General features: G+C 64.0%; 18 protein-coding genes and 1 pseudogene. 10 read left to right on the forward strand and 9 right to left on the reverse strand.

Annotated features, from left to right (window positions below; all coding sequences use genetic code 11):
• The first annotated feature begins 70 nt into the window (after nt 1–70).
• Nucleotides 71–688 carry a TetR/AcrR family transcriptional regulator gene (locus NY08_RS22200; protein ID WP_045200964.1) on the forward strand — a complete coding sequence of 206 codons (618 nt, stop codon included), beginning with the start codon at nt 71–73 and terminating at the stop codon, nt 686–688.
• A 52-nt stretch (nt 689–740) separates the two neighbouring features.
• Here NY08_RS22200 and NY08_RS22205 read toward each other — a convergent pair whose 3' ends face one another.
• The 4 genes and pseudogenes from NY08_RS22205 to NY08_RS22220 all read right to left on the reverse strand — a co-directional run bounded on the left by NY08_RS22205 (nt 741) and on the right by NY08_RS22220 (nt 6506).
• On the reverse strand, nt 741–2258 hold the full coding sequence (locus NY08_RS22205; protein WP_045198843.1) for an APC family permease: 1518 nt from the start codon (nt 2256–2258) through the stop codon (nt 741–743).
• Complete coding sequence (locus tag NY08_RS22210; RefSeq protein WP_032393831.1) at nt 2251–3105, reverse strand: universal stress protein; 855 nt, start codon at nt 3103–3105, stop codon at nt 2251–2253. Before NY08_RS22210 ends, NY08_RS22205 begins: the two co-directional genes overlap by 8 nt.
• Nucleotides 3106–3133: 28 nt before the next feature.
• The gene (locus tag NY08_RS22215; RefSeq protein ID WP_045198845.1) at nt 3134–5071 is read right to left on the reverse strand and encodes a primary-amine oxidase; all 1938 of its coding nucleotides are present in this window, start codon (nt 5069–5071) and stop codon (nt 3134–3136) included.
• Nucleotides 5068–6506, reverse strand: a pseudogene (locus tag NY08_RS22220) (gamma-aminobutyraldehyde dehydrogenase). The gene NY08_RS22215 and the pseudogene NY08_RS22220 overlap by 4 nt, the downstream one beginning before the upstream one ends.
• Nucleotides 6507–6665: 159 nt before the next feature.
• Here NY08_RS22220 and NY08_RS22225 point away from each other — a divergent pair.
• From NY08_RS22225 to NY08_RS22235, 3 genes are all read left to right on the forward strand, one after another.
• A complete protein-coding gene (locus NY08_RS22225) occupies nt 6666–7676 on the forward strand; it encodes an MBL fold metallo-hydrolase (RefSeq protein ID WP_235386996.1) in 1011 nt (336 codons plus the stop codon).
• Nucleotides 7677–7738: 62 nt separating this feature from the next.
• On the forward strand, nt 7739–8554 hold the full coding sequence (locus NY08_RS22230) for an NADPH-dependent oxidoreductase (RefSeq protein ID WP_082073914.1): 816 nt from the start codon (nt 7739–7741) through the stop codon (nt 8552–8554).
• 4 nt (nt 8555–8558) lie between these two features.
• Entirely contained in the window at nt 8559–9656 is a 1098-nt protein-coding gene (locus NY08_RS22235; RefSeq protein WP_045198847.1) for an LLM class flavin-dependent oxidoreductase, read from the forward strand.
• Here the strand turns inward: NY08_RS22235 and NY08_RS22240 are convergent.
• A complete protein-coding gene (locus tag NY08_RS22240) occupies nt 9643–10416 on the reverse strand; it encodes an LLM class flavin-dependent oxidoreductase (protein ID WP_045198849.1) in 774 nt (257 codons plus the stop codon). The two genes, NY08_RS22235 and NY08_RS22240, sit on opposite strands and share 14 nt — an antisense overlap.
• Nucleotides 10417–10434: 18 nt before the next feature.
• Nucleotides 10435–11847, reverse strand: coding sequence for an acetate metabolism transcriptional regulator RamB (ramB, locus tag NY08_RS22245; protein WP_032393837.1), 1413 nt, complete (start codon nt 11845–11847; stop codon nt 10435–10437).
• Nucleotides 11848–11994: 147 nt separating this feature from the next.
• Here ramB and NY08_RS22250 point away from each other — a divergent pair, with 147 nt between their 5' ends.
• A complete protein-coding gene (locus NY08_RS22250; protein ID WP_032393838.1) occupies nt 11995–12399 on the forward strand; it encodes an SPW repeat domain-containing protein in 405 nt (134 codons plus the stop codon).
• 181 nt (nt 12400–12580) lie between these two features.
• Here NY08_RS22250 and NY08_RS22255 read toward each other — a convergent pair whose 3' ends face one another.
• Nucleotides 12581–13489 (reverse strand): DUF559 domain-containing protein, encoded by a 909-nt coding sequence (locus NY08_RS22255; protein WP_082073915.1) that lies wholly within the window; start codon nt 13487–13489, stop codon nt 12581–12583.
• 532 nt (nt 13490–14021) lie between these two features.
• On the opposite strand from NY08_RS22255, the gene aceA reads away from it, so the two are divergent.
• The 4 genes from aceA to NY08_RS22275 all read left to right on the forward strand — a co-directional run bounded on the left by aceA (nt 14022) and on the right by NY08_RS22275 (nt 17854).
• Nucleotides 14022–15311: an isocitrate lyase gene (aceA, locus tag NY08_RS22260; RefSeq protein ID WP_027498404.1), complete on the forward strand. Its 1290-nt coding sequence runs from the start codon at nt 14022–14024 to the stop codon at nt 15309–15311.
• Between the two features lie 164 nt (nt 15312–15475).
• Nucleotides 15476–16351: a 3-hydroxybutyryl-CoA dehydrogenase gene (locus tag NY08_RS22265; protein ID WP_032393839.1), complete on the forward strand. Its 876-nt coding sequence runs from the start codon at nt 15476–15478 to the stop codon at nt 16349–16351.
• Between the two features lie 84 nt (nt 16352–16435).
• Complete coding sequence (locus NY08_RS22270) at nt 16436–16717, forward strand: hypothetical protein (protein WP_371828351.1); 282 nt, start codon at nt 16436–16438, stop codon at nt 16715–16717.
• 96 nt (nt 16718–16813) lie between these two features.
• Nucleotides 16814–17854, forward strand: a complete 1041-nt coding sequence (locus tag NY08_RS22275) for an NAD(P)-dependent alcohol dehydrogenase (protein ID WP_032393841.1) — start codon at nt 16814–16816, stop codon at nt 17852–17854.
• A gap of 66 nt (nt 17855–17920) precedes the next feature.
• On the opposite strand, the gene NY08_RS22280 is transcribed toward NY08_RS22275, so the two are convergent.
• Nucleotides 17921–18778 carry a polyphosphate kinase 2 family protein gene (locus NY08_RS22280; RefSeq protein WP_045198853.1) on the reverse strand — a complete coding sequence of 286 codons (858 nt, stop codon included), beginning with the start codon at nt 18776–18778 and terminating at the stop codon, nt 17921–17923.
• Between the two features lie 33 nt (nt 18779–18811).
• Here NY08_RS22280 and NY08_RS22285 point away from each other — a divergent pair, with 33 nt between their 5' ends.
• Entirely contained in the window at nt 18812–19273 is a 462-nt protein-coding gene (locus NY08_RS22285; protein ID WP_032394153.1) for a PPOX class F420-dependent oxidoreductase, read from the forward strand.
• 24 nt (nt 19274–19297) lie between these two features.
• Here the strand turns inward: NY08_RS22285 and NY08_RS22290 are convergent, their stop codons facing one another.
• Complete coding sequence (locus tag NY08_RS22290) at nt 19298–20281, reverse strand: iron-siderophore ABC transporter substrate-binding protein (RefSeq protein ID WP_045198855.1); 984 nt, start codon at nt 20279–20281, stop codon at nt 19298–19300.
• Between the last annotated feature and the right edge of the window lie 4 nt (nt 20282–20285).

The raw sequence follows: 20285 nt of genomic DNA on the forward strand, positions 1-20285 counted from the left end.
TAAAACGAATGTGATTCGTTAAGTATTGTCGACTGCGATCGGAACCGCAAGAGGAAGAAGGGTGCGCACCGTGGGGAGACCGTCCGTGTCACTGTTGGACACCGAACGAATCACCACTGCAGCCCTCGCGCTGGTGGCCGATACCGGTGGCTTCACCATCCCGCTCCTCGCCAAGAAACTCGGCGTCAGCCCGTCGTCGCTGTACAACCATGTGTCGGGACGCGAAGAGATAGTCGAGTTGTTGCGCGAACGCGCGATGTCCGAGGTCGCGCTACCGGGACACGGGCTCGATTGGCGTGAGACCGTCGCGCAGATCGCCCGCGCGTACCGCGACAGCTACGCCCGCTATCCACGTCTGATTCCGTTGCTCACCGAGCATGCCGTCAACAGTGCTCACGCCTTCGGCATGTACAACGCGCTGGCAGATGCCCTCACAGCGGCGGAATTCGGACCCGCCGACGTGCTGAACATCATCACTGTTCTCGACAGCTTCGTCCTCGGCTCGGCACTCGACCTGGCGGCACCGGAGGCCCCGTGGCGACCGAGTGTCGAAGTCGGTCACGCACTGCGCGCAGCCCTCGACACCGCGTCCTCCAAGTCCTCCCGCTCCGACGAGGCCTTCGAGTACGGACTCCGCGCGCTGTTGGCCGGATTCGATCCGGCGCCCGCGAACATGCTCGACGGCTGATCGCCGGAAGCGACATCGTGGCCCCGGGCATCGGTGAAGTCCAGGTGGGTCGTCAGTCCTCGACGATCAGTGACGGAGTGTCGCGCCGGAGAATGTTGCCCTTGAAGAACTCCGGCTTGCGCAGTGCCACCACTGCCATGACGACGATGCCGAGAACGATGATGCCGACGCCGATGAGGAACACCATGCCGATACCGAACAGTGATGAGCCGCTGCCGAATTCGGGGTCCCAGGCGTCGACCGAGGTCTGCACGAACACCACGGCCATCCCGACGCCACCGAGTAGCGGGGCCAGGAACTTGAAGAAGAAGTTGCGGGTGCTGGTGAACAGCTCCTCGCGGAAGTACCAGACACAGGCGAATGCCGTGATGCCGTAGTAGAAGCAGATCATCAGTCCCAGAGCGGCAATGGTGTCGGTGAGAACGTTGTCGCTCACCACCCGCATCACGGCGTAGAAGCCGGCGGACGCCCCGCCTGCCACGAGCGTCGCGAAGCCCGGAGTGCTGAATCTCGGTGTGATGGAGGCGAACCGCTTCGGTAGGGCCTGGTAGTGACCCATCGCGAGCAGAGTACGCGCCGGTGAGATGAACGTGGCCTGCAGCGAACTGGCGGAGCTGCTCAACACGGCCAGGGACAGCAGGATCGCGAAGGGGCCCATCACCGGCCCGGCGAGGGCGGCGAACACGTTGTCGGTGGTGTCGGGATTCTGCAGTCCGTTTCCGGTGTCACCGGTGCCGGCGAAGAGCAGAGTTGCCACTGCGGTGAGCAAGTACAGCACGATGATGAAGAACACCGTGACCAGCGCTGCACGCCCGGGAATCTTTGCGCTGCCCGAGGTCTCCTCGTTGACCGTCAGGCAGACGTCCCAACCCCAGTACATGAATATCGACAGCGACAGTCCGGCAGTGAAGGCGGAGAAGCTCGGGATCCCGAACGGGTCGAACCAGTCCAGGCTGAACGAGATGTCCTCGGCCCCATCGCCGGAACCGACCTTGACGAACGCGGCAACGATGAACCACGCCATCACCAGCAGCTGGAAGCCGAGCATCGTGTACTGCACGCGCTTGGTCTCCTGCATGCCGCGATAGCAGAGCCACGCCGCCAACGCCATGAACACCAGGCACGTGACGATGTTGACGAGCTTGTTGCCGGTCAGGTCGGCCAAGGAGTCGTTGCTGGTGACCTGGGCGAGAAAGAGATAGAAGAAGTCGACGGCCACTCCGGCCAGGTTCGAGAGCACGATGATGGTGGCCGCGATCAGGCCCCAGCCACCCATCCATCCGACGTACGGGCCGAAGGCCTTCGACGCCCACGTGAACGACGTGCCGCTGTCGGGCTCCGCCGCGTTGAGCTCTCGGTAGCCCAAGGCCACCAGCAACATCGGGATGAAGCCGACGATGAAGATCGCGGGCAGATGTACTCCGACTTCGGTGACCGTCGGCCCGAGCGACGCAGTGAGTGCGTAAGCGGGTGCGATGGTCGAGATGCCCAGCACCACACTGGCGAGCAACCCGAGCTGGCCGGCGGACAGGCCCTTGGACTCGACGTCGACTACCTTGTGCTCATTCATCGTCGGCCTCTCTCGGAACAACGATCATCGGAACGGGAACGACCCGAAGCATCTTGGCGGCAACCGATCCCAGGAAGAGGCGGTGAGGCTGGGCGAGTCGAGACGACCCCACCATCAACACGTCGCCGTCGTGCCAGTCGAGCGAAGAAGCGGCCTTCTCGATGCCGGAGCCCTCCGCCACCGTCAACTGCACGTCCGATCCGGCGGGCAGTTCCGCTTGCACGGTCCGCAGCACCTCCTCGGCCTTGGCGAGACCGTCCGGACCCCGTGCCGATTGCTCTTCTGCGGACACGAGGGAGAGCAGCCGCAGCGGCAACTCGGCGGTGACGGACAGGTCGGTGGCTGCCCGCACGAGTTCGGCTGCCCCCGGCCGATTTCCGATTGCACAGGTGATCTCCCGGATGCGCTGCGGCGGCGAGTGCCGATACCCCCGCGGAGCCAGCGCGAGCGGCACATGCGACACATGCAGAAGATCGCTGGTGACGGTGCCGATCGAATGGCGTCCGAGCAGACCGTCACCGGCCGCACCGACGACGATCATGTAGGCGTCACACTCGTCCACACAGTCGAGCAGGCCCTGTGCGAAGGACTCGTCGAACAACAGGTGTGCGCGTGCCTGTACGTCCTCGGGTACCAGGGTCAGTGCCTCGTCGAGCCAGCCGGTGGCCCGATCGATCAGGATGTCGTCGTATCCGGCCTCGACCGGAGCCTTGGACGGCACCGGCCGCTCCTGCGGCAGTACCAGACAGATGTCCAGTGATGCCTGTAGCGAACGCGCGAGCGTTGCCCCCAGGGCGATTCCGTCTGCTCCACTCGGTGTTGCCTGGTACCCCACGATCAGACGCATGGGCGGACCTTCCCTGAGGTTGGGCGAGCTAATGGCAGGTGCTACCGGGATCGGTGTGGCACGACTTCGGTTCCGACGGTGTGACGTCGAGCGATGGATTTCGATCGAAGAACCCGAACGGCTTGAGCCAGAACGAGACCGTGTCCGCGGGCATCACCGGCCAGTCCTCCGGCCGCGTGATGTGGTGGATGCCGAAGGTGTACCAGACGACGACGTCGGTGTTCTCGATGCTGCGATCCTTCTCGGTCCACTCCGGTAGCCCGTGGTCGATGCCGCTCTGGTTCACGAACTCGCCGCTGGGCCAACGCTCGTCGGGTGAGTTGGGGGTGACCCAGACGGTGTGGCCGATCACCTGGGCGCGCTGGAAGATCGGCGATGCGGGATCGAACATCGACGGGATGGCCGCTCCCGGAACCAACTTGTAGGCGGGCCGGGTGCCGAGGCCGTTGGTGACGTTGTCGTTGACGACTTTCCACGCCTTCTGGGTGTTCCAGTCGTAATCCTGCTTGCCTTCGGACTCGGTGGTCAGCGGAGTGTTGACCTGAGTCAGCGCGAGACCGTAAGGGTTGTCCGGTCCCATCGGAACACGTTGGGTTTCACTGGAATACACGGTGTTCTCGGTGCCGTCGATGTCCAGATCCAGCCGGGCGACCAGGAAGTGCTGATGGTAGGGCGCGTACGTGCGGTTGTCGACCAGCGTTCCGGACGGATGGGTGCCGCCCTCGTCGAAGTGGGTGACGACCATGATGCCCGTCGCGCGGACCTCGCACTCGATGTTGCCGTCCTGATAGAACCGCCAGTAGACGAGGTACTCGTAGTTGGCAACCGTTGCATGGAAGCTGACCGTGAGCCGACGCATCCGTCGCACCTCGGCTCCGGCGTCGTGATCGACGTGCTTCCACAGCACGGCGTTGTCTTCCTCGTGAATGCAGATCGCGTTGGTGATCGTGTACGGCTCACCCTTGCTGTTGTGCAGCACTGCATCGAGGTACCGGATCTCGCCGAGGCAATCGCAGCCGAGCTCGAGCGAGGTGGTCATGAAGCCCAGGCCCCATTCGCCGATGTCGAACGCGGTGCGTCGGTAGTGGTCCTCGGTGTGATCGCGATACGGAACGACCATCTCCGCGAACGACATTCGATTGGCAACGGACCGCACGTTCCCGTTGTCGTTGTAGCTGACGGCGTGCAGCGTCATGCCCTCGCGATAGTTGAACCCCACGCGCAGCGACCAGTTCTGCCACGTCAGCTTGTTGCCGTCGAGCTCGAACGACGGCCCGTCGGTCTGAGTGATCTCGAGGGGCTTCAGGGGTGGGCGTGTGCTCGCGTTCCTGATTCGCTCCGGGATGTGGCGGGGCACGTACTCACCCATGATCTCCGGCCGCTCGACGCGATACGTGTCCTCGATCTCGAGCAGTTCCATCGTGTTGACGTCGATGACGCAGTGGAAACCGCCGACCGGCCCGGCATAGGGATTGGCACCCTCCGAGGCCTTGACCCACGTGTCGGACCAGCCCAGGCGTCGACCCTTGTACTTCTCGGGCGTCACTGCCTCGCCGTAGGTCCAGGTGTCCATGAACACCAGATCCAGATCGGTGATACCGCGATCGGCAAGGGCGGCAATCACATCGGGGTGGGCACGCAGGGTCGCGTCGGCCTCCTCCCACTCGTCGACGGTGAAGTTGGGCTGCACATCCGGAATGTGCGTCCACGATTCGGTGGTGCGATCGTCGAGTGACACCACGGCCTTGAACGTCGTGTTCTCGTTGCGGTTCAACACCACCGAGACTGCTCGACGCGCAGGCACGGTACCGTCCGCGTCGAATGCGGCGATCTCGGACTTGGCCGGTTCGATCATCTCGATCGAGGCGTAGCGCCAGCCGTCGCCGACTCCGTGGTCGCGACCGAGAACCTCGGCTACGGTGGCGAATTCGTCGCTGGACAGGGGATCGAGGGGGTGAAAGGTCATCGAAGAGTCTCCGTCGAGCTCATGACGTGCTTGATGCGGGTGTAGTCCTCGACCCCGTAGGCCGAGAGATCCTTGCCGTAGCCGGAGTACTTGAATCCTCCGTGCGGCATTTCGGCCACCAACGGGATGTGGCAGTTGACCCATACGGCTCCGAAGTCCAGAGCTGCCGAGATGCGCAGTGTGCGTGCGTGATCGGAAGTCCAGACGCTCGATGCGAGACCGAAGTCGACGTCGTTGGCCAGCGCGATCGCCTCCGCCTCGTCGCCGAATTTCTGCACCGTGAGCACCGGGCCGAAGGTCTCCTCCTGCACGATGGGATCGGACTGCTGCACGCCGGTGATGATGGTCGGCTCGAAGAAGAAGCCCGTATCGCCGATGCGCTTGCCACCGGTGACGATGGTGGCGTGTTCGCCGATACCCGCGACCTTGGCGCTCACCTGACCGAAGTGGTTGACGTTGTTCAGTGGCCCGAGGAAGGTATCGGGGTCGTCGGGCAGGCCGACTTTCAGCGTCTTCGCCTTGGCGACAAGGGCATCGACGAGTCCGTCGTGCGCCGACTCGTGGACCAGGACGCGGGTGACAGCGGTGCAGTCCTGGCCGGCGTTGAAGAACGCGGCCTCGGCGATACCGTCGGCGGCTTTGGCGATGTCGACGTCGTCGAACACGATTGCCGGTGCCTTGCCGCCGAGTTCGAGGTGCGCCCGCTTGAGTTGCTTGGCGGCGGCCACGGCAACAGCGATGCCGGCGCGAACGGATCCGGTGATCGAGACCAGGCCGGGAGTCTTGTGTTCCACGATCGCCGCACCGGTGCCGCCGTTCCCGAGCACGACGTTGAACACCCCGTCGGGCACGATGCCCTTCGAGAGCTTCGCGAGCACCAGCGTGCTCTCGGGGTGGTGTCACTCGGCTTGAGCACGATGGTGTTTCCCGCGGCCAGCGCGGGACCGATCTTCCAGATCGCCATCATGAACGGGTAGTTCCACGGGGTCACCTGCCCGACGACGCCGATCGGTTCGCGGCGCACGTACGAGGTGAAGCCGTCCATGTACTCGCCCGCAGATTTGCCCTCGAGCATCCGTGCCGCGCCTGCGAAGAATCGGATCTGATCGGCACCGACAGTGACTTCCTCGGCCGCGATGGTGGCCTTGGGCTGACCGGTGTTGCGGCTCTGCGCCTCGACGATCTCGTCGCTGTGCGCTTCGATGGCGTCGGCGAGCTTCAACAGCACCTTCTGCCGTTCGGTCGGCGTCGTCTTGCCCCAGGTCTCGAATGCTCTGGCAGCGGCCGACATCGCGGCATCGACATCGGCGGCGTCGGAGATGGGGGAGTGGGCGACGATCGACTCGTCCACCGGATTCACCACATCGAGCATCTCGGTGCCCGACGGCGTCACGAACGCCCCGTCGATGTAGTTCTGCAGGACAGGCACCGTCATCACTGAACCCCTAGCGTCGACTGTTTCGGTTCTGCAAAGCCTGCACCTACGGACGAGACTTCGCCACCCGACAAGATGTCCAACTCCCCCGCATCGATCAGGACCGAATGTCGGTCCAACTCGAGCCCGCAGGAGCTGCTCACCGGCTAGCCTGTGGCGGTGGCAGACACAGAGGTGGGGTATCGACAGATCGCCGACGACACCTGGGCATTCATGCGGCCGCCCGGCAGCTGGGGACAGACCAACACCGGACTGATCGTGGCACCGGGTTCGGCGTCGATGCTGATCGACACCGTCTGGGATGTGAACTGGGCGCAGCGAGTCGTCGCCGACACCGCCGAACTGGTCGCCGACGCACCGATCACCGAGGTGCTCAACACCCACTCCGACGGCGATCATTGGTGGGGAAACGACACCGTCCCTGCCACCGCCCGCATCACCACCAGTACCGCGTCGCTGCACGCGATGAAAGAGGAAACACCGCCGAAAGGGGTGGACGCGTTCGCATCTGTCGGCGCGAAGATCGGTTGGGTGCCGGGGCCGGTCGGGGCAATGGGCTCCTACATGGACCGAGTTCGCGGCGAGGCCACCTTCCCCACGAGTCTGCCGAGACTGCCCGACCACACCTTCGACACCACCGAGACCATCGACGTGGCGGGGCGACCGGTCCACCTGCGGTACCTGGGCCCAGCACACACCGAAGGCGACCTCATCGCCCATCTCCCCGACGTCGGAGTCGTGTTCGCCGGCGACCTGCTCTTCATCGACGCCACCCCGGTGCTCTGGCACGGACCTCTGCAGAACTGGATCGACGCGCTCGACCACCTTCTCGAACTCGATGCCGACGTCTACGTTCCCGGCCACGGACCCCTGTGCGGCACCGGCGAGATCCGGGCGCTCCACAACTATTGGACCTGGGTATCCGAGGCCGGACGCAGCTGCTTCGACGCCGGGCTCGGTCCAACCGAAGCCGCCCTCAACCTGCTGAAATCTCCTGAATTCGGGCAGTACTCACACTGGGACTCACCGGAACGACTCATCCTGAGCATGAGCACCCTGTACCGCCTGTGGCGAGGTGAGAAGCCCGCCCCACCCGCACTGACGCGTCGAGCACGCGCGTTCGCCGACGCGGGACGCTACCTCCGGCAGCATCGGCACCGAAAGCCCTAGCCTTCGAATCACGGCGAGCGCAACTGTGGCGCGTCGGCGTCCTTCGGAGGAGCGTGGGACACGTGACCTCCCTTTCGGCCTCGTGGGTTCAGCAGCGCTACCGCGATCCTGCTCTGACGGCATTGGCGTACACGAACGAGACGATCGACGTTCTGCTGTCGCATCACTCGGTGCGGACGTTCACAGACGATCCGATCGACACCGAGACGATCGAGACCATCGTCGCCGCAGCCCAATCCGCGCCGACGTCATCGAACCTGCAGGCCTGGAGCGTGATCGCGGTACGAGACCCGGCGCGCAAGAAGCGTCTGGCGGCGCTGGCCGGGAACCAGGCGTTCGTCGCCGAGGCTGCGGTGTTCCTGGTGTTCGTGGCCGATCTCGGGCGGGCCCGACGGCTCGCCGCAGCGCACGACGCCGAACTCGGCGGTGCCGACTACTTCGACAGTACGATTCTCGGTGCCATCGATGCAGCGTTGGCCGCGCAGAACGCCGTCGTCGCTGCGGAGTCGCTGGGATGGGGGACGGTGTATGTCGGGGCGGTGCGCAACGCACCCGACGAGATTGCTGCCGAGCTGGCACTGGCCGAACAATCGGTTCCGGTGGTGGGCTTGGCGCTGGGCCGAGCGGGCGAGGATACGGCTGGGGTGAAGCCGCGATTGCCCATCTCCTCGGTGCTCCATCACGAAAACTACGACGCCGTGGTGGCCGACGCTGCGGTGCCTGTCTACGAGCAACGATTATCGGAATACTATGTGACACAAGGGCGTACGTCATCCTGGATCTCGTCGGTACTGTCGCGCCTGCGCAGCGGTGAGGCGATCGGTTCGCGTGTGACGCTCAGGCAATCGTTCGAGTCCCTCGGCTGGAAGTCCCGGTAGAACTATGCGCTTTCAGGTTCTCGACATCGTCTTCAACCCTCCGCACCCGGCCACCGGTGCAGTCGTGCACCCGGCCGACCGATTCGACCGGTTGATCGAACTCGCCGTTCTTGCAGAAGAACTGGGCATCGATTCGTTCTCTGTCGGAGAACGGCACGCGGGAGACGTGCTCTCGTCCGCTCCCACGGTGCTTCTCGGCGCGCTCGCCCAGGCGACACATCGCATTCTGTTGTCCACCGGCGTCACCGTCCTGTCGGTGTTGGATCCGATTCGCGTCGCCGAAGACCTCGGCACCGTCGATCAACTGAGTCGAGGCCGCCTCGAAGTCGTCATCGGCAAAGGCAACGAAGTACTGCAGTACCCACTGTTCGGACTCGACATCGCGCGCCAGTACGAGTACCTCACCGAGAACTACGAACTGCTCCGCAGGCTGATCCGTGAGGAGCACGTGGATTGGACCGGGCGCCACCGACATCCGTTGTCCGACGCCACCACACTGCCCAGGCCCTTCGACGGGCCGTTTCGAATCTGGCACGGTTCGGCCACGTCGATCGAGGCGGTCGATCTGGCGGCCGAGTGGGGAGACCCCATCGTGACAGCCAACGCACTGCAGCCGAGGGAGAACTACAAGGAACTCATCGACCGCTACCGCGAGCAGTATCGCAATCACGGTCATGACCCGGACAAGGCGTACGTGGGTGCTGGCTCCGGGGGGTTGTTCCTCGGCACGACGACCGAGGCTGCCGTTGCCGATTATCGGCCGATCTACGAGGGCATCGTCGCGCAGCAGGACAAGCGCAAACACGATCCGGCGGCCAAGGGCAAGGTGACGAGCTTTCGGACCATCGACGACGCGGTAGCGCGGGGGCCCGCACTGGTGGGCTCGTCCGAACGCGTCGCGGCGAAGATACTCGACTACCACGACGCGTACGGCCATGATCTGCAATCGGTTTCGATCAACCACGTACTGGACTTCGAGCGTCAGAAGGACACGTTACGACAGTTCGCCGAAGAAGTGATTCCATTGGTGCGGGCCGAGGTGACGACCACACTGTGGACGACCGAGGACAAAGATCGTGCCAGGGGATTCACGGCGAGTTGACCTGTGCCGTCATTGCCGCGGCGTGGGTGAACAACGTGGTCGGATCCGCTCGGTCCGCAGGGGGTTCGAGTACGACGGTGGTGGCACCGGCATCGATCCAGCGTTGCAGGTTGCTCAGCGCGGCATCGGAATCGGTCGCGGCGGCAATGTAGACGACGATCTCGTGGTCCGGCCCACCATCGATGTGCTCGATGGCCGTTCGCACCTGATCCGGTGACGTCTCGCTCGTGAGGATGGTTCCCACACCGGTGCGTCCGCTCAGGGCCAGAGTCTTCGGCCCCGTCGCACCGACGAGCAGCGGCGGCGGTTGCAGCGGAGGCCAATTCAGCTGCACGTTGTCGAGTGAGACGTACCGCCCCTGCACGGTGACGCTCTCGCCCGCCAACAGTGCGGTGAGCGCTGTCATCTGTTCGGTCAGCAACGTCAGAGGCGACTGCACTCGCGCCCCGATCTGCCCCATCCACGATTGAACTCCGTGTCCGAGCCCCACGCGGAGCCGCCCCGGATGGACACGGGCCACGGTAGCGATCTCCATGGCTGTGGCTGCCACGTTCCGCATCGGAGTCGGTAGCACCCCGATGCCGACGCTCACGTGTTCGGTGTTCGCGAGAACCAGTGCAGCAGCCGACAATCCACCGGAGTAGAAGCAGTCCTCCCACAACCACACCTCGTCGACGCCTGCGCGGTCGGCCGCACGAGCCGCGTCGACGAGATCCTCCGGCGCAAGTTCGGGTCGCAGTACAACGCCGATGCGTGTCATTGCAGTCTTCCTTTCTTCTCAGCGAACGAGATACGGCGACACCGAACTTCGGTGCTCGTCGATGTCGAGGTCCTTACCCAGTGGCGGAAACGCGCGTTGCGGGCAGTTGGAACGCTCGCACACCCGGCAGCCCGCTCCGATCGGTGTCGCCGCCGCCGAGCCCTGTACGTCCAGACCGTCGGCGTACACCAGCCGACCGGCGTGGCGCAGTTCGCATCCGAGGCCGATGGCGAAGGTCTTGCCGGGCTGTCCGTATCGCGCGGCACGTCGCTCCACGGTGCGTGCGATCCACAGGTAACTGCGGCCGTCGGGCATCTCGGCGATCTGCGTCATGATCTTGCCCGGATAGGCGAAGGTCTCGTACACGTTCCACAGCGGGCACGTGCCACCACTGGACGAGAAGTGAAAGCCCGTGGCGGACTGGCGCTTCGACATGTTCCCGGCGCGATCGACGCGCACGAACGAGAACGGAACACCCCGTAACTCGGGTCTCTGCAAGGTGGACAGGCGATGGCAGATGGTCTCGTAGCTGACCGAGAAGAAGGCCGAGAGCCGCTCGATGTCGTACCGGAAATCCTCGGCGACGTCGTGGAACTGGTGATACGGCAACACCGTCGCGGCCGCGAAGTAGTTCGCGAAACCGAGCACCGCCAACTTCTTCGACGACTCACTGGTGAAGTTGCCCTCGTCGGCCATCTTCTTCAGCAGATCCCCGCATTCGAGATAGGCGAGTTCGGCGGCGTACCTGAACACCTTCTGCCCGCCGGACAGATGCGGTGAGATCTCCAGCACTCGCGTCTGCGGATCGAACCGATGCAGCACGTTCTCGCCGAGGTCGATGCGATTGACGATCTGCACGTCGTGAACCGTCCGCAGCCGCTTGGCGATCTCGCCACCGACGTCGGCGCGATGGAACCGGATTCTCGAGGTCAGAGCCTCTGCCGCAGTGTCCAATTCGTGCAGATAGTTCTGTCGCTGATAGAAGTAGTCACGCACTTCCTCGTGCGGCTTGCTGATCGAACCACTGCCACTGCCGTCGGAGAACCGCTCCTCGGTAGCGGCCAACAGCTGAGCCGTCGTATTGCGGTATCGGCGGTGCATGTTGACCATCGCCCGCGCCAACTGCGGGTGAGAGCTGACCATCTGCGCGATCTCGTGGGCATCGGCATCGATCCCCATATCCTGATCGAGCGCCACCTCGCGGAGTTCGGCAACCAGCCTGGTGTCGTCCTCGGAGGAGAAGAACGACGTGTCGACGCCGAACACCTCGGAGATCCGCAGCAACACCGGCACCGTCAGTGGACGCACGTCGTGCTCGATCTGGTTGAGATAACTGGCGGAGATTCCGAGCTTCTGCGCCAGTGACACCTGGCTCATGCTGCGTTCGCTGCGGAGCTGCCGAAGCCGCACGCCGACGAAGGTTTTCGACATATCGCCAGGCTACGCCTGCGAAGAATCGGGTTAACACCGTTCGCAATCGGCTACTGGGTCACAATTCGACAGCCAACGGGAACATTAGCCGAAGTAAGGGCGTATACCGGTGTACGAGCTATTCACCACGCACCACGAGGAGCGGTCATGTCCAATCGTCAACGCACATCGGAAATCGTCAGGGACGTCGTCGTCTTCGTCACCGGAGCCGTGCTCGTCGCATCGACCGTCTGGCTTCCCGTCCAGGGAGACCAGGAAGTCACCGGTGCCATCCTCGTGCTCGGCATCCTTGCGGCGTCGTCTGCACTCTGGGCCATCGGATCCTCGTCGAGACAGAGTCATTGGACCCACGTCGGCCTCGGGTTGCTGCTTGCTGTCTCGCCCGCGCTGATGGTGTTCCCGTCCGGATTGCTCGCCGCCGACCTGTTCGCGATCGTCGGAGGACTCGTCATCGCCGCGATGGGCGGCCTCGGTGTGCTGGCCTCGCGTCGGACGCCGATCACGTCGCAGGTGATTGCACACAGCGACGACCGAACCGGCGTTCGCATCTGATCTCGGCAACCGGTGCGCCACTCCCGGGGCCGCGTGCGAAAAATGTCATACGCGGGTCCGGGAGTGGAGCATTTTCTGCTCTGTGGGTTCATCGCGGCGCCTGATGCAATGGGTGCTCCACTCGGCGCGGTGGATCCGGTAAATCCCTCGTGCGGACCGGCGAGTGGAGCATTGTGTGCTCTCATCGCCGCGATTCCCGACGCCGCCTGACAACCGACGCGATTTCGGCAGCCACCACATCCGGCGCGGCAAGCACATCGAACGCCGAGTAGCGCAGCACCAACCAGCCACCCAGTACCAGGGCGTTCTGTCTATGTCGATCCTTGCTGAACACCTCTGCTGCACTGTGGAATTCGCGTCCGTCCACCTCGATGATCGTTCGGCTGCGACGGTCGACGAGGTCGCAGACGAACGAGCCGACTGTCGCATTCATCTCCAGATACAGGCCGATCCGATGCAATGCCCGGCCGAGGGCCCGCTCCGGTTCCGAGGCGAACCTCGTCACTGCCAACCGGACCTGACGGGCCAACTCTGCGTTGCCGCGTCGACCCGGGAATCGCTCGAGTAGGCAGATGAGCGACGCAGGGTCGAGTCCGAACTTCAGACGCTCGTCGATCAGCAACTCGGCCTCTTCGCGAGGGAGTGCCGCCAGGCAATCGAGCATCGTCTGCGCAGGAGTGGTGCAAGGCAGTGACTCGACCTCGTCGACGAGCCGGGAATCGAGTGCGCGACGGTGCAGTCGGAGCCATGGCGGTGGTCGCAACCGGGCCGAGCGGGGGACGGTTGCATCGAGAGTGGACGGCTCGGTCGTCCAGCCGCGTAGGTATGCGGCCGAACGGTGACTGAGTACGGCATCGGGTCGCCACAGGGCGATGGCCCGACACCGATCCATCGTCGACGGCTCCCCGCGCATATGGACCGTCGGCAGAACGCGGGTGAAGCGTCGCGAGACGGTGCTGGGATGGAGTCCGGAGGAGACGAGCTGTCGGAATGTGGAGGGGCCGGGAGTGGAGCCTTCGGAATGACCGGGTTGGGCGGGAGTGGAGTCTGCGGAATGACCGGGTTGGGCGGGAGTGGAGTTGGCTGTCATGGGTGCAGCGTCGGCGATGGCGTGGGTGGTCTTCGATGCTCGACCTGGGGAAATCGAAAGCCCTGTGGACAGGTGCCAGCCTGTGGATGAGTGCAACTTCTGCTCCACTCGGTGGCGTCGGTCGGGGGATCCCCGCGAAAGTGGTGTCGAGGGGAGCAACCCGTGCCATGTTCACATCGTGAGATCGGAGTACTGTGATGTCGATCACAAAGTGCTCGGTTTCTGACTCGATTCAGACGCCCTCGTCAAACCGTACAAGCGTCCGGTAAAGAATTTTGTTCATTCCGTTCATCAACTGGGGATTCATCGCTACTGGCGAGTAACCACGCTGTCCGATCGGAGAGGTTTGTGTCGACCAAAAATTTGCAACATTAGCAACGACGCCCGTAAAGCTAGCCAAGATTGGCACTAACAACTGGTAGACGCATGTTTTCGGGTGTGCCATTGTTCTGGAGTACACCAGAAGGGCCTGGCAACGATGTGAAGATTCGTCTCGAGGCAGGCCGAGAAGCAGAAGAGACTGGAGCTGAAGATGTCGACCACCGGCACCCCGAAGACCACCGCCGAGATCCAGCAGGATTGGGACACCAACCCCCGCTGGAAGGGCGTCACCCGTAACTTCACCGCACAGCAGGTCTCCGACCTCCAGGGCACCGTCGTCGAAGAAGCGACCCTCGCTCGCCGCGGCAGCGAGATCCTGTGGGACCTCGTCAACAACGAGGACTACATCAACTCGCTCGGAGCCCTCACCGGCAACCAGGCCGTGCAGCAGATTCGCGCCGGCCTCCAGGCGATCTACCTCTCCGGCTGGCAGGTCGCAGGCGACGCCAACCTCTCGGGCCACACCTACCCGGACCAGAGCCTCTACCCGGCCAACTCGGTGCCGTCCGTCGTCCGTCGCATCAACAACGCACTCCTGCGCGCCGACGAGATCGCCAAGATCGAGGGCGATACCTCCGTCAAGAACTGGGTCGCACCGATCGTCGCCGACGCCGAAGCCGGCTTCGGTGGCGCACTGAACGCCTACGAGCTGCAGAAGGCCATGATCGTGGCCGGCGCCGCAGGCGTGCACTGGGAGGACCAGCTCGCATCGGAGAAGAAGTGCGGCCACCTCGGCGGCAAGGTGCTCATCCCCACCCAGCAGCACATCCGCACCCTGACCTCGGCACGCCTCGCGTCCGACGTCGCCGACGTCCCGTCGGTCATCATCGCCCGCACCGACGCCGAGGCAGCCACGCTGATCACCTCCGACGTCGACGAGCGTGACCGTGAATTCCTCGACGGAACCCGCACCGCAGAAGGATTCTTCGGCGTCAAGAACGGCATCGAGCCCTGCATCGCCCGTGCGAAGGCCTACGCCCCGTACGCCGACCTCATCTGGATGGAGACCGGCGTGCCGGATCTCGAGGTCGCCAAGAAGTTCTCCGAGTCGGTTCGCAGCGAGTTCCCGGACCAGCTGCTCGCCTACAACTGCTCGCCTTCGTTCAACTGGAAGGCGCACCTGGACGACGCGACCATCGCGAAGTTCCAGAAGGAACTCGGTGCCATGGGCTTCAAGTTCCAGTTCATCACCCTCGCAGGCTTCCACTCGCTCAACTACGGCATGTTCGACCTGGCACACGGCTACGCCCGCGAAGGCATGACCGCGTTCGTCGACCTGCAGGAGCGCGAATTCAAGGCTGCCGAAGAGCGCGGCTTCACCGCCATCAAGCACCAGCGTGAGGTCGGTGCAGGCTACTTCGACCGCATCGCCACCACCGTCGACCCCAACACCTCGACGGCAGCACTGAAGGGCTCCACCGAAGAAGGCCAGTTCCACTAAGCAGTTCCGCCTCTCCGGATTTTCAGCGCACTAGTCAGGCGGTCCGCAACATTCGTTGCGGGCCGCCTGTTCTGTACGACGAAGGTTTTGGGCGTACCCGGTAAGAGTTACCCGCATCTCACTTCAACCTGTTGTGCCGCAACATCAATGACTAGGAGCCTCCTGTGACGGTCGAGAGGGTGGGGATCGTCGGAGCGGGGCAGATGGGTGCAGGAATCGCGGAGGTCTGCGCCCGTGCGCACGTCGACGTGTTGGTCCACGAACAGACCCGCGAACTGGCGACGGCCGGTCGCAGCCGCATTCTGCAATCGCTGGACCGCGGCGTCAGCAGCGGCAAGATCACCGAACGTGAGCGTGAGCAAGCGGCATGCAGGCTGCGATTCACCGCCGACCTCGCCGACTTCGGCGACCGCCAACTGGTCGTCGAAGCAGTGCTCGAAGACGAGAAGATCAAGACCGACATCTTCGCCGAACTCGACTCGGTGGTGACCGACCCAAATGCCGTCATCGCCTCCAACACCTCCTCCATTCCCATCGTGAGCCTGGGAGCCGCCACGACGGCACCCGGCCGAGTCGTGGGTCTGCACTTCTTCAACCCGGTCCCGGTACTGCCACTCGTCGAGCTCGTCACCACCGACCTGACGTCACCGGCAGTGGCAGACCGGGCCGAGCGCTTCGCGGGCGATGTTCTCGGCAAACAGGTCGTGCGCTCGGCAGATCGATCGGGCTTCGTCGTCAACGCGTTGCTCGTGCCGTATCTGCTCTCCGCGATTCGCATGGTCGAATCCGGGTTCGCCACCAAGGAAGACGTCGACAAGGCGACGGTGCTGGGTCTGGCGCACCCCATGGGGCCGCTCGCACTCGCCGATCTGATCGGCCTCGACACGGTCAAAGCCATTGCAGATTCGATGTACTCGGAGTTCGAGGAACCCCTCTTCCTAGCACCGCCGCTGCTGCTGCGAATGGTCGAATCCGGGCACATGGGCAAGAAGGCCGGAGCCGGTTTCTACCGCTACGAGAACGGCCGAATCGCAAAGTAGACACCGCCGCGGGCGGGTTGCCCCGCGACGGTCACCGGACCGCTATTGTCGGTCTGCGAATGCAGTCACTTCGATCACAGGAGCATGTCAGTGAGCAAGTCCACGAAGTCGAACAGTGTGGTTCCCAAGGCATTCGGGATCGGGTTGGCGGCCACCGGCGCCGCCCACTTCGTGGTGCCCGAGGCGTTCGAGGGAATCACCAAGCTTCCGTTCCCCAAGGACACTCGGACCTGGATCAGTCGCAACGGAGCCACCGAACTGGCGGTCGGTGCCGCGATCGCATACCCCAAGACTCGCAAGATCGGACTGATCGGTCTGGGCGCATACGTTCTGTGGCTCGGCGGCAACATCGCCAAGAACAGCTGACGTTACTGTTGCGAACGACTCGTTTAGAGTAGGAATAGCCTGGTCGAGGCGGTAGCTGCCTTGCGCTTGCACCGATGCGTAGGTAGCAATGTACTTATGACTTCAGCTACCGCTTACCAGGCCACCGCTCCTGACGCCCCGCTCGAGAAGGCGACGATCGAGCGACGCGCTGTCGGACCGCACGACATCCTCATCGACGTCAAGTTCGCCGGCATCTGTCACTCCGATATCCACACCGCCCGTAACGAGTGGGGTGGCACCACGTACCCCGTCGTTCCCGGGCACGAGATCGCAGGCATCGTGGCCGAGGTCGGCTCCGAGGTGACCAGCCGCAAGGTGGGCGACCGCGTCGGCGTCGGCTGCTTCGTGGACTCCTGTGGCGAGTGCGAGGCGTGCAAGGACGGCGACGAGCAGTACTGCACCAAGGGCGTCGTCCAGACGTACAACTCGAAGACCTACGAGGGCGAGTTCACCCACGGCGGCTACTCCACCCAGATCGTCGTGACGGAGAAGTTCGTTCTCGGAATCCCGGAGGGCGTCGAGCTCGACGTCGCCGCACCTCTGCTGTGCGCAGGCATCACCCTGTACTCGCCGCTCAAGCACTGGGGCGCAGGACCGGGCAAGAAGGTCGCCATCATCGGCATGGGCGGCCTCGGCCACATAGGCGTCAAGATCGCGCACGCACTCGGAGCACACGTCACCGTGCTGAGCCAGACCGACGCCAAGGAAGCCGACGGCAAGGCCTACGGTGCCGACGAGTACTACGCCACCAAGGACACCACCGCCCTCAAGGATCTGCAGGGCAAGTTCGACCTGATCCTCAACACGGTCTCCGCGAACCTGCCGATGGGCAAGTACCTCGGACTGCTCGCCCGCAACGGCACCCTCGTCGAGCTCGGTGTTCCCGAGAAGCCCCTCGAGGTGCCCGCGTTCAACCTGCTGGCCAACCGTCGCTCCTTCGCCGGTTCGATGGTCGGTGGCATCGCCGAGACCCAGGAAATGCTCGACTTCTGCGCCGAGCACCACATCGGTGCCGAGATCGAGGTCATCCCGGCCGAGAAGATCAACGAGGCATACGACCGCGTCGTCAAGTCCGACGTGCGCTACCGCTTCGTGATCGACGCAGCCACGCTGTAAATCTTCACCCAGCTGTACCCAGCATGAGAGAAGGGCCCGCGACGCAGTGTCGCGGGCCCTTCTCGTTCAGCTCTCGGCGAGACGCTTCTTCTCGTGTTCGACGTCGAAATCGGCTGCGGGCCAATCGAGATCGAGTTTCTCCAACGTGTCGATCAGGATCTCCGTGACAGCCAGGCGGCTGTACCATTTCCGATCGGCCGGTACGACGTACCACGGTGCATGATCGACGTCGGTCCGATCCAGCACCCGCTGATACGCCGCCCGGTACTGCGGTAGGAAGCCACGCTCGGTGACGTCGCCCGGGTTGTACTTCCAATGCTTGTCGGGCCGATCGAGCCGCTCCTGCAACCGCTTCTTCTGCTCGTCTGCAGAGACGAACAACGCGACCTTCACCACGACGGTTCCCTGTTCGGTCAATTCCTTCTCGAAGGCGTTGATCTCGTCGAATCGCTTCTCCCACACCTGCCGTGGCACCAAGTCGTGGACCGCGACGACGAGGACGTCCTCGTAGTGGGAGCGATCGAACACCCCGATGCGGCCGGCCCGCGGAAGTGCTTTGCGGATTCGCCACAGGTAGTGGTGTTGTTTCTCTTCCTGAGTCGGCACCCCGAACGACGCCAGGTCCACGCCCTGCGGATCGACCATGCCGATGACGTGCTTGACCATTCCGCCCTTGCCTGCGGTGTCCATGCCCTGGAGTACCAGCAGAACCGACCTGGTTCCACCCGCGCGCCCATGGGCGTAGAGCTTCTCCTGCAGCGCGGCCAGTACCGCACCCCGCTGTTCGAGGACGTCGTTGCCGTGGGCCTTCTTGCCGTCGAATCCCGGAGTTGCGGTGAAATCGATGTCCTCCACGCGTGGAGACGCGCCGGCACGCAGCACGTCGACGGGAGAGAGCGTCCACAATTTCGAGTTGTCGGCCATGACCGATGAGACTACTTCTCTACCATGGGGATCATGGCCCCTACCATCGCAAAAGCCGAGACCGTGTCGCGTGAGGAATTGCTCGAATTCGTCTCTCCGCGGCACCATCACACCCTGATCACCCGCAAGCGCGACGACGGCCTGCAGGTCTCCCCGGTTTCGGCCGGGGTCGACTCGGAAGGCCGCATCGTCATCGCCACGTACCCCGAGCGCGCGAAGGTGCACAACATTCGCCGCAACTCCGCCGTCACGGTGTTGGTGCACAGTGATGATTGGAATGGCGACTACGTCCAGGTCGACGGTACCGCCGAAATCATCGATCTTCCCGACGCGGTCGAGCCTCTGGTGGAGTACTTCCGCAGCATCGCCGGCGAGCACTCGGACTGGGACGAGTACCGCGCGGCGATGGTGAAGCAGGGAAAGTCGTTGATACGCATCGTGATCGACACCTGGGGACCGATCGCCGCGGGTGGCTTCCCTCCAGGGAGAGTGTGACAAGCCCCCCAGGGAGGGTGTGATCTAGCCCTTCAGTGGTGCCGCGAAGAGCGGCACTGCGTTCTCCAGTGCGTATCGGGTGCCTGCGACCGAGGCTGCCGAGAATGCGTTGGAGAGGTTCTGATCTCCGAGCACCACGAGGCGTCCGTCGCGTGCCGACGGCAGGCCCTGGATCGACGGGTTGTCGGTGATCACCTCGGGTCCGGTGCCGATGGGGAACATGACGGTGAGGTCGGCATCGAGCGCGGAGATGTTCTCCTCGGAGAGTTCGATGCTGAATGCTCCCGGCTGCGCGAGGTTCTGGACGGCCGGGGTGTTCTCCATGCCCAACGACTCGAGGAAGTCGACGCGGGTGTCGCCGCGGACGTAGGCACCGACCTGTCCGCTGTAGAGCGTGCCGACGGCGACGGTCTTGCCGGCGAATTCGGGGTTGGCGGCGATGGTGTCGTCGACCAGTGCCTGGGTGTCGTCGACGAGCTTCTTGCCCTCGTCGACCTTTCCGAGCGCTTGGGCAACGATCTCGGTCTGGCCGTCCCACGTGGTGCCGTAGGCGACGTCGGTTCCCGGCGGCGCGGCGACAGTCGGGGCGATCTCGGACAGGTCGTCGTAGACGGCTTTGTCGTTGGTGCTACGAGTCCACAGGATCAGATCCGGTGCCAGCGCCGCCACCGACTCCATGTCGACGTCGAAGGTGCCGACGATCGTGGGGTCGGTGTCGTAGGTTTCGTCGACCCACGGGCCGAGGCCGTTTCCGCCGACTCCGAGCCAGTCACTCGCTCCGACAGGTTGGACGCCGAGCGCCAGTGCGGTCTCGGCGTCCGACCAGCCGAGTGCAACCACGCGCTGCGGATTCGCCGGGACCTCGACGTCGCCGAACATGTCGGTGACGACGACACCACCGGCCTCCGAGGGGTCGGTGGTGTCGCCGTTGTCGGAGCTGCATGCGGTCAGAGTGAGGGCGAGGGCGAGGGTTGCCGCAGGCAGAGCCAACGAACGAGAAATGTGCATAGGG

The organism is Rhodococcus sp. B7740, from assembly GCF_000954115.1.
Taxonomy (GTDB): Bacteria; Actinomycetota; Actinomycetes; order Mycobacteriales; family Mycobacteriaceae; genus Rhodococcoides.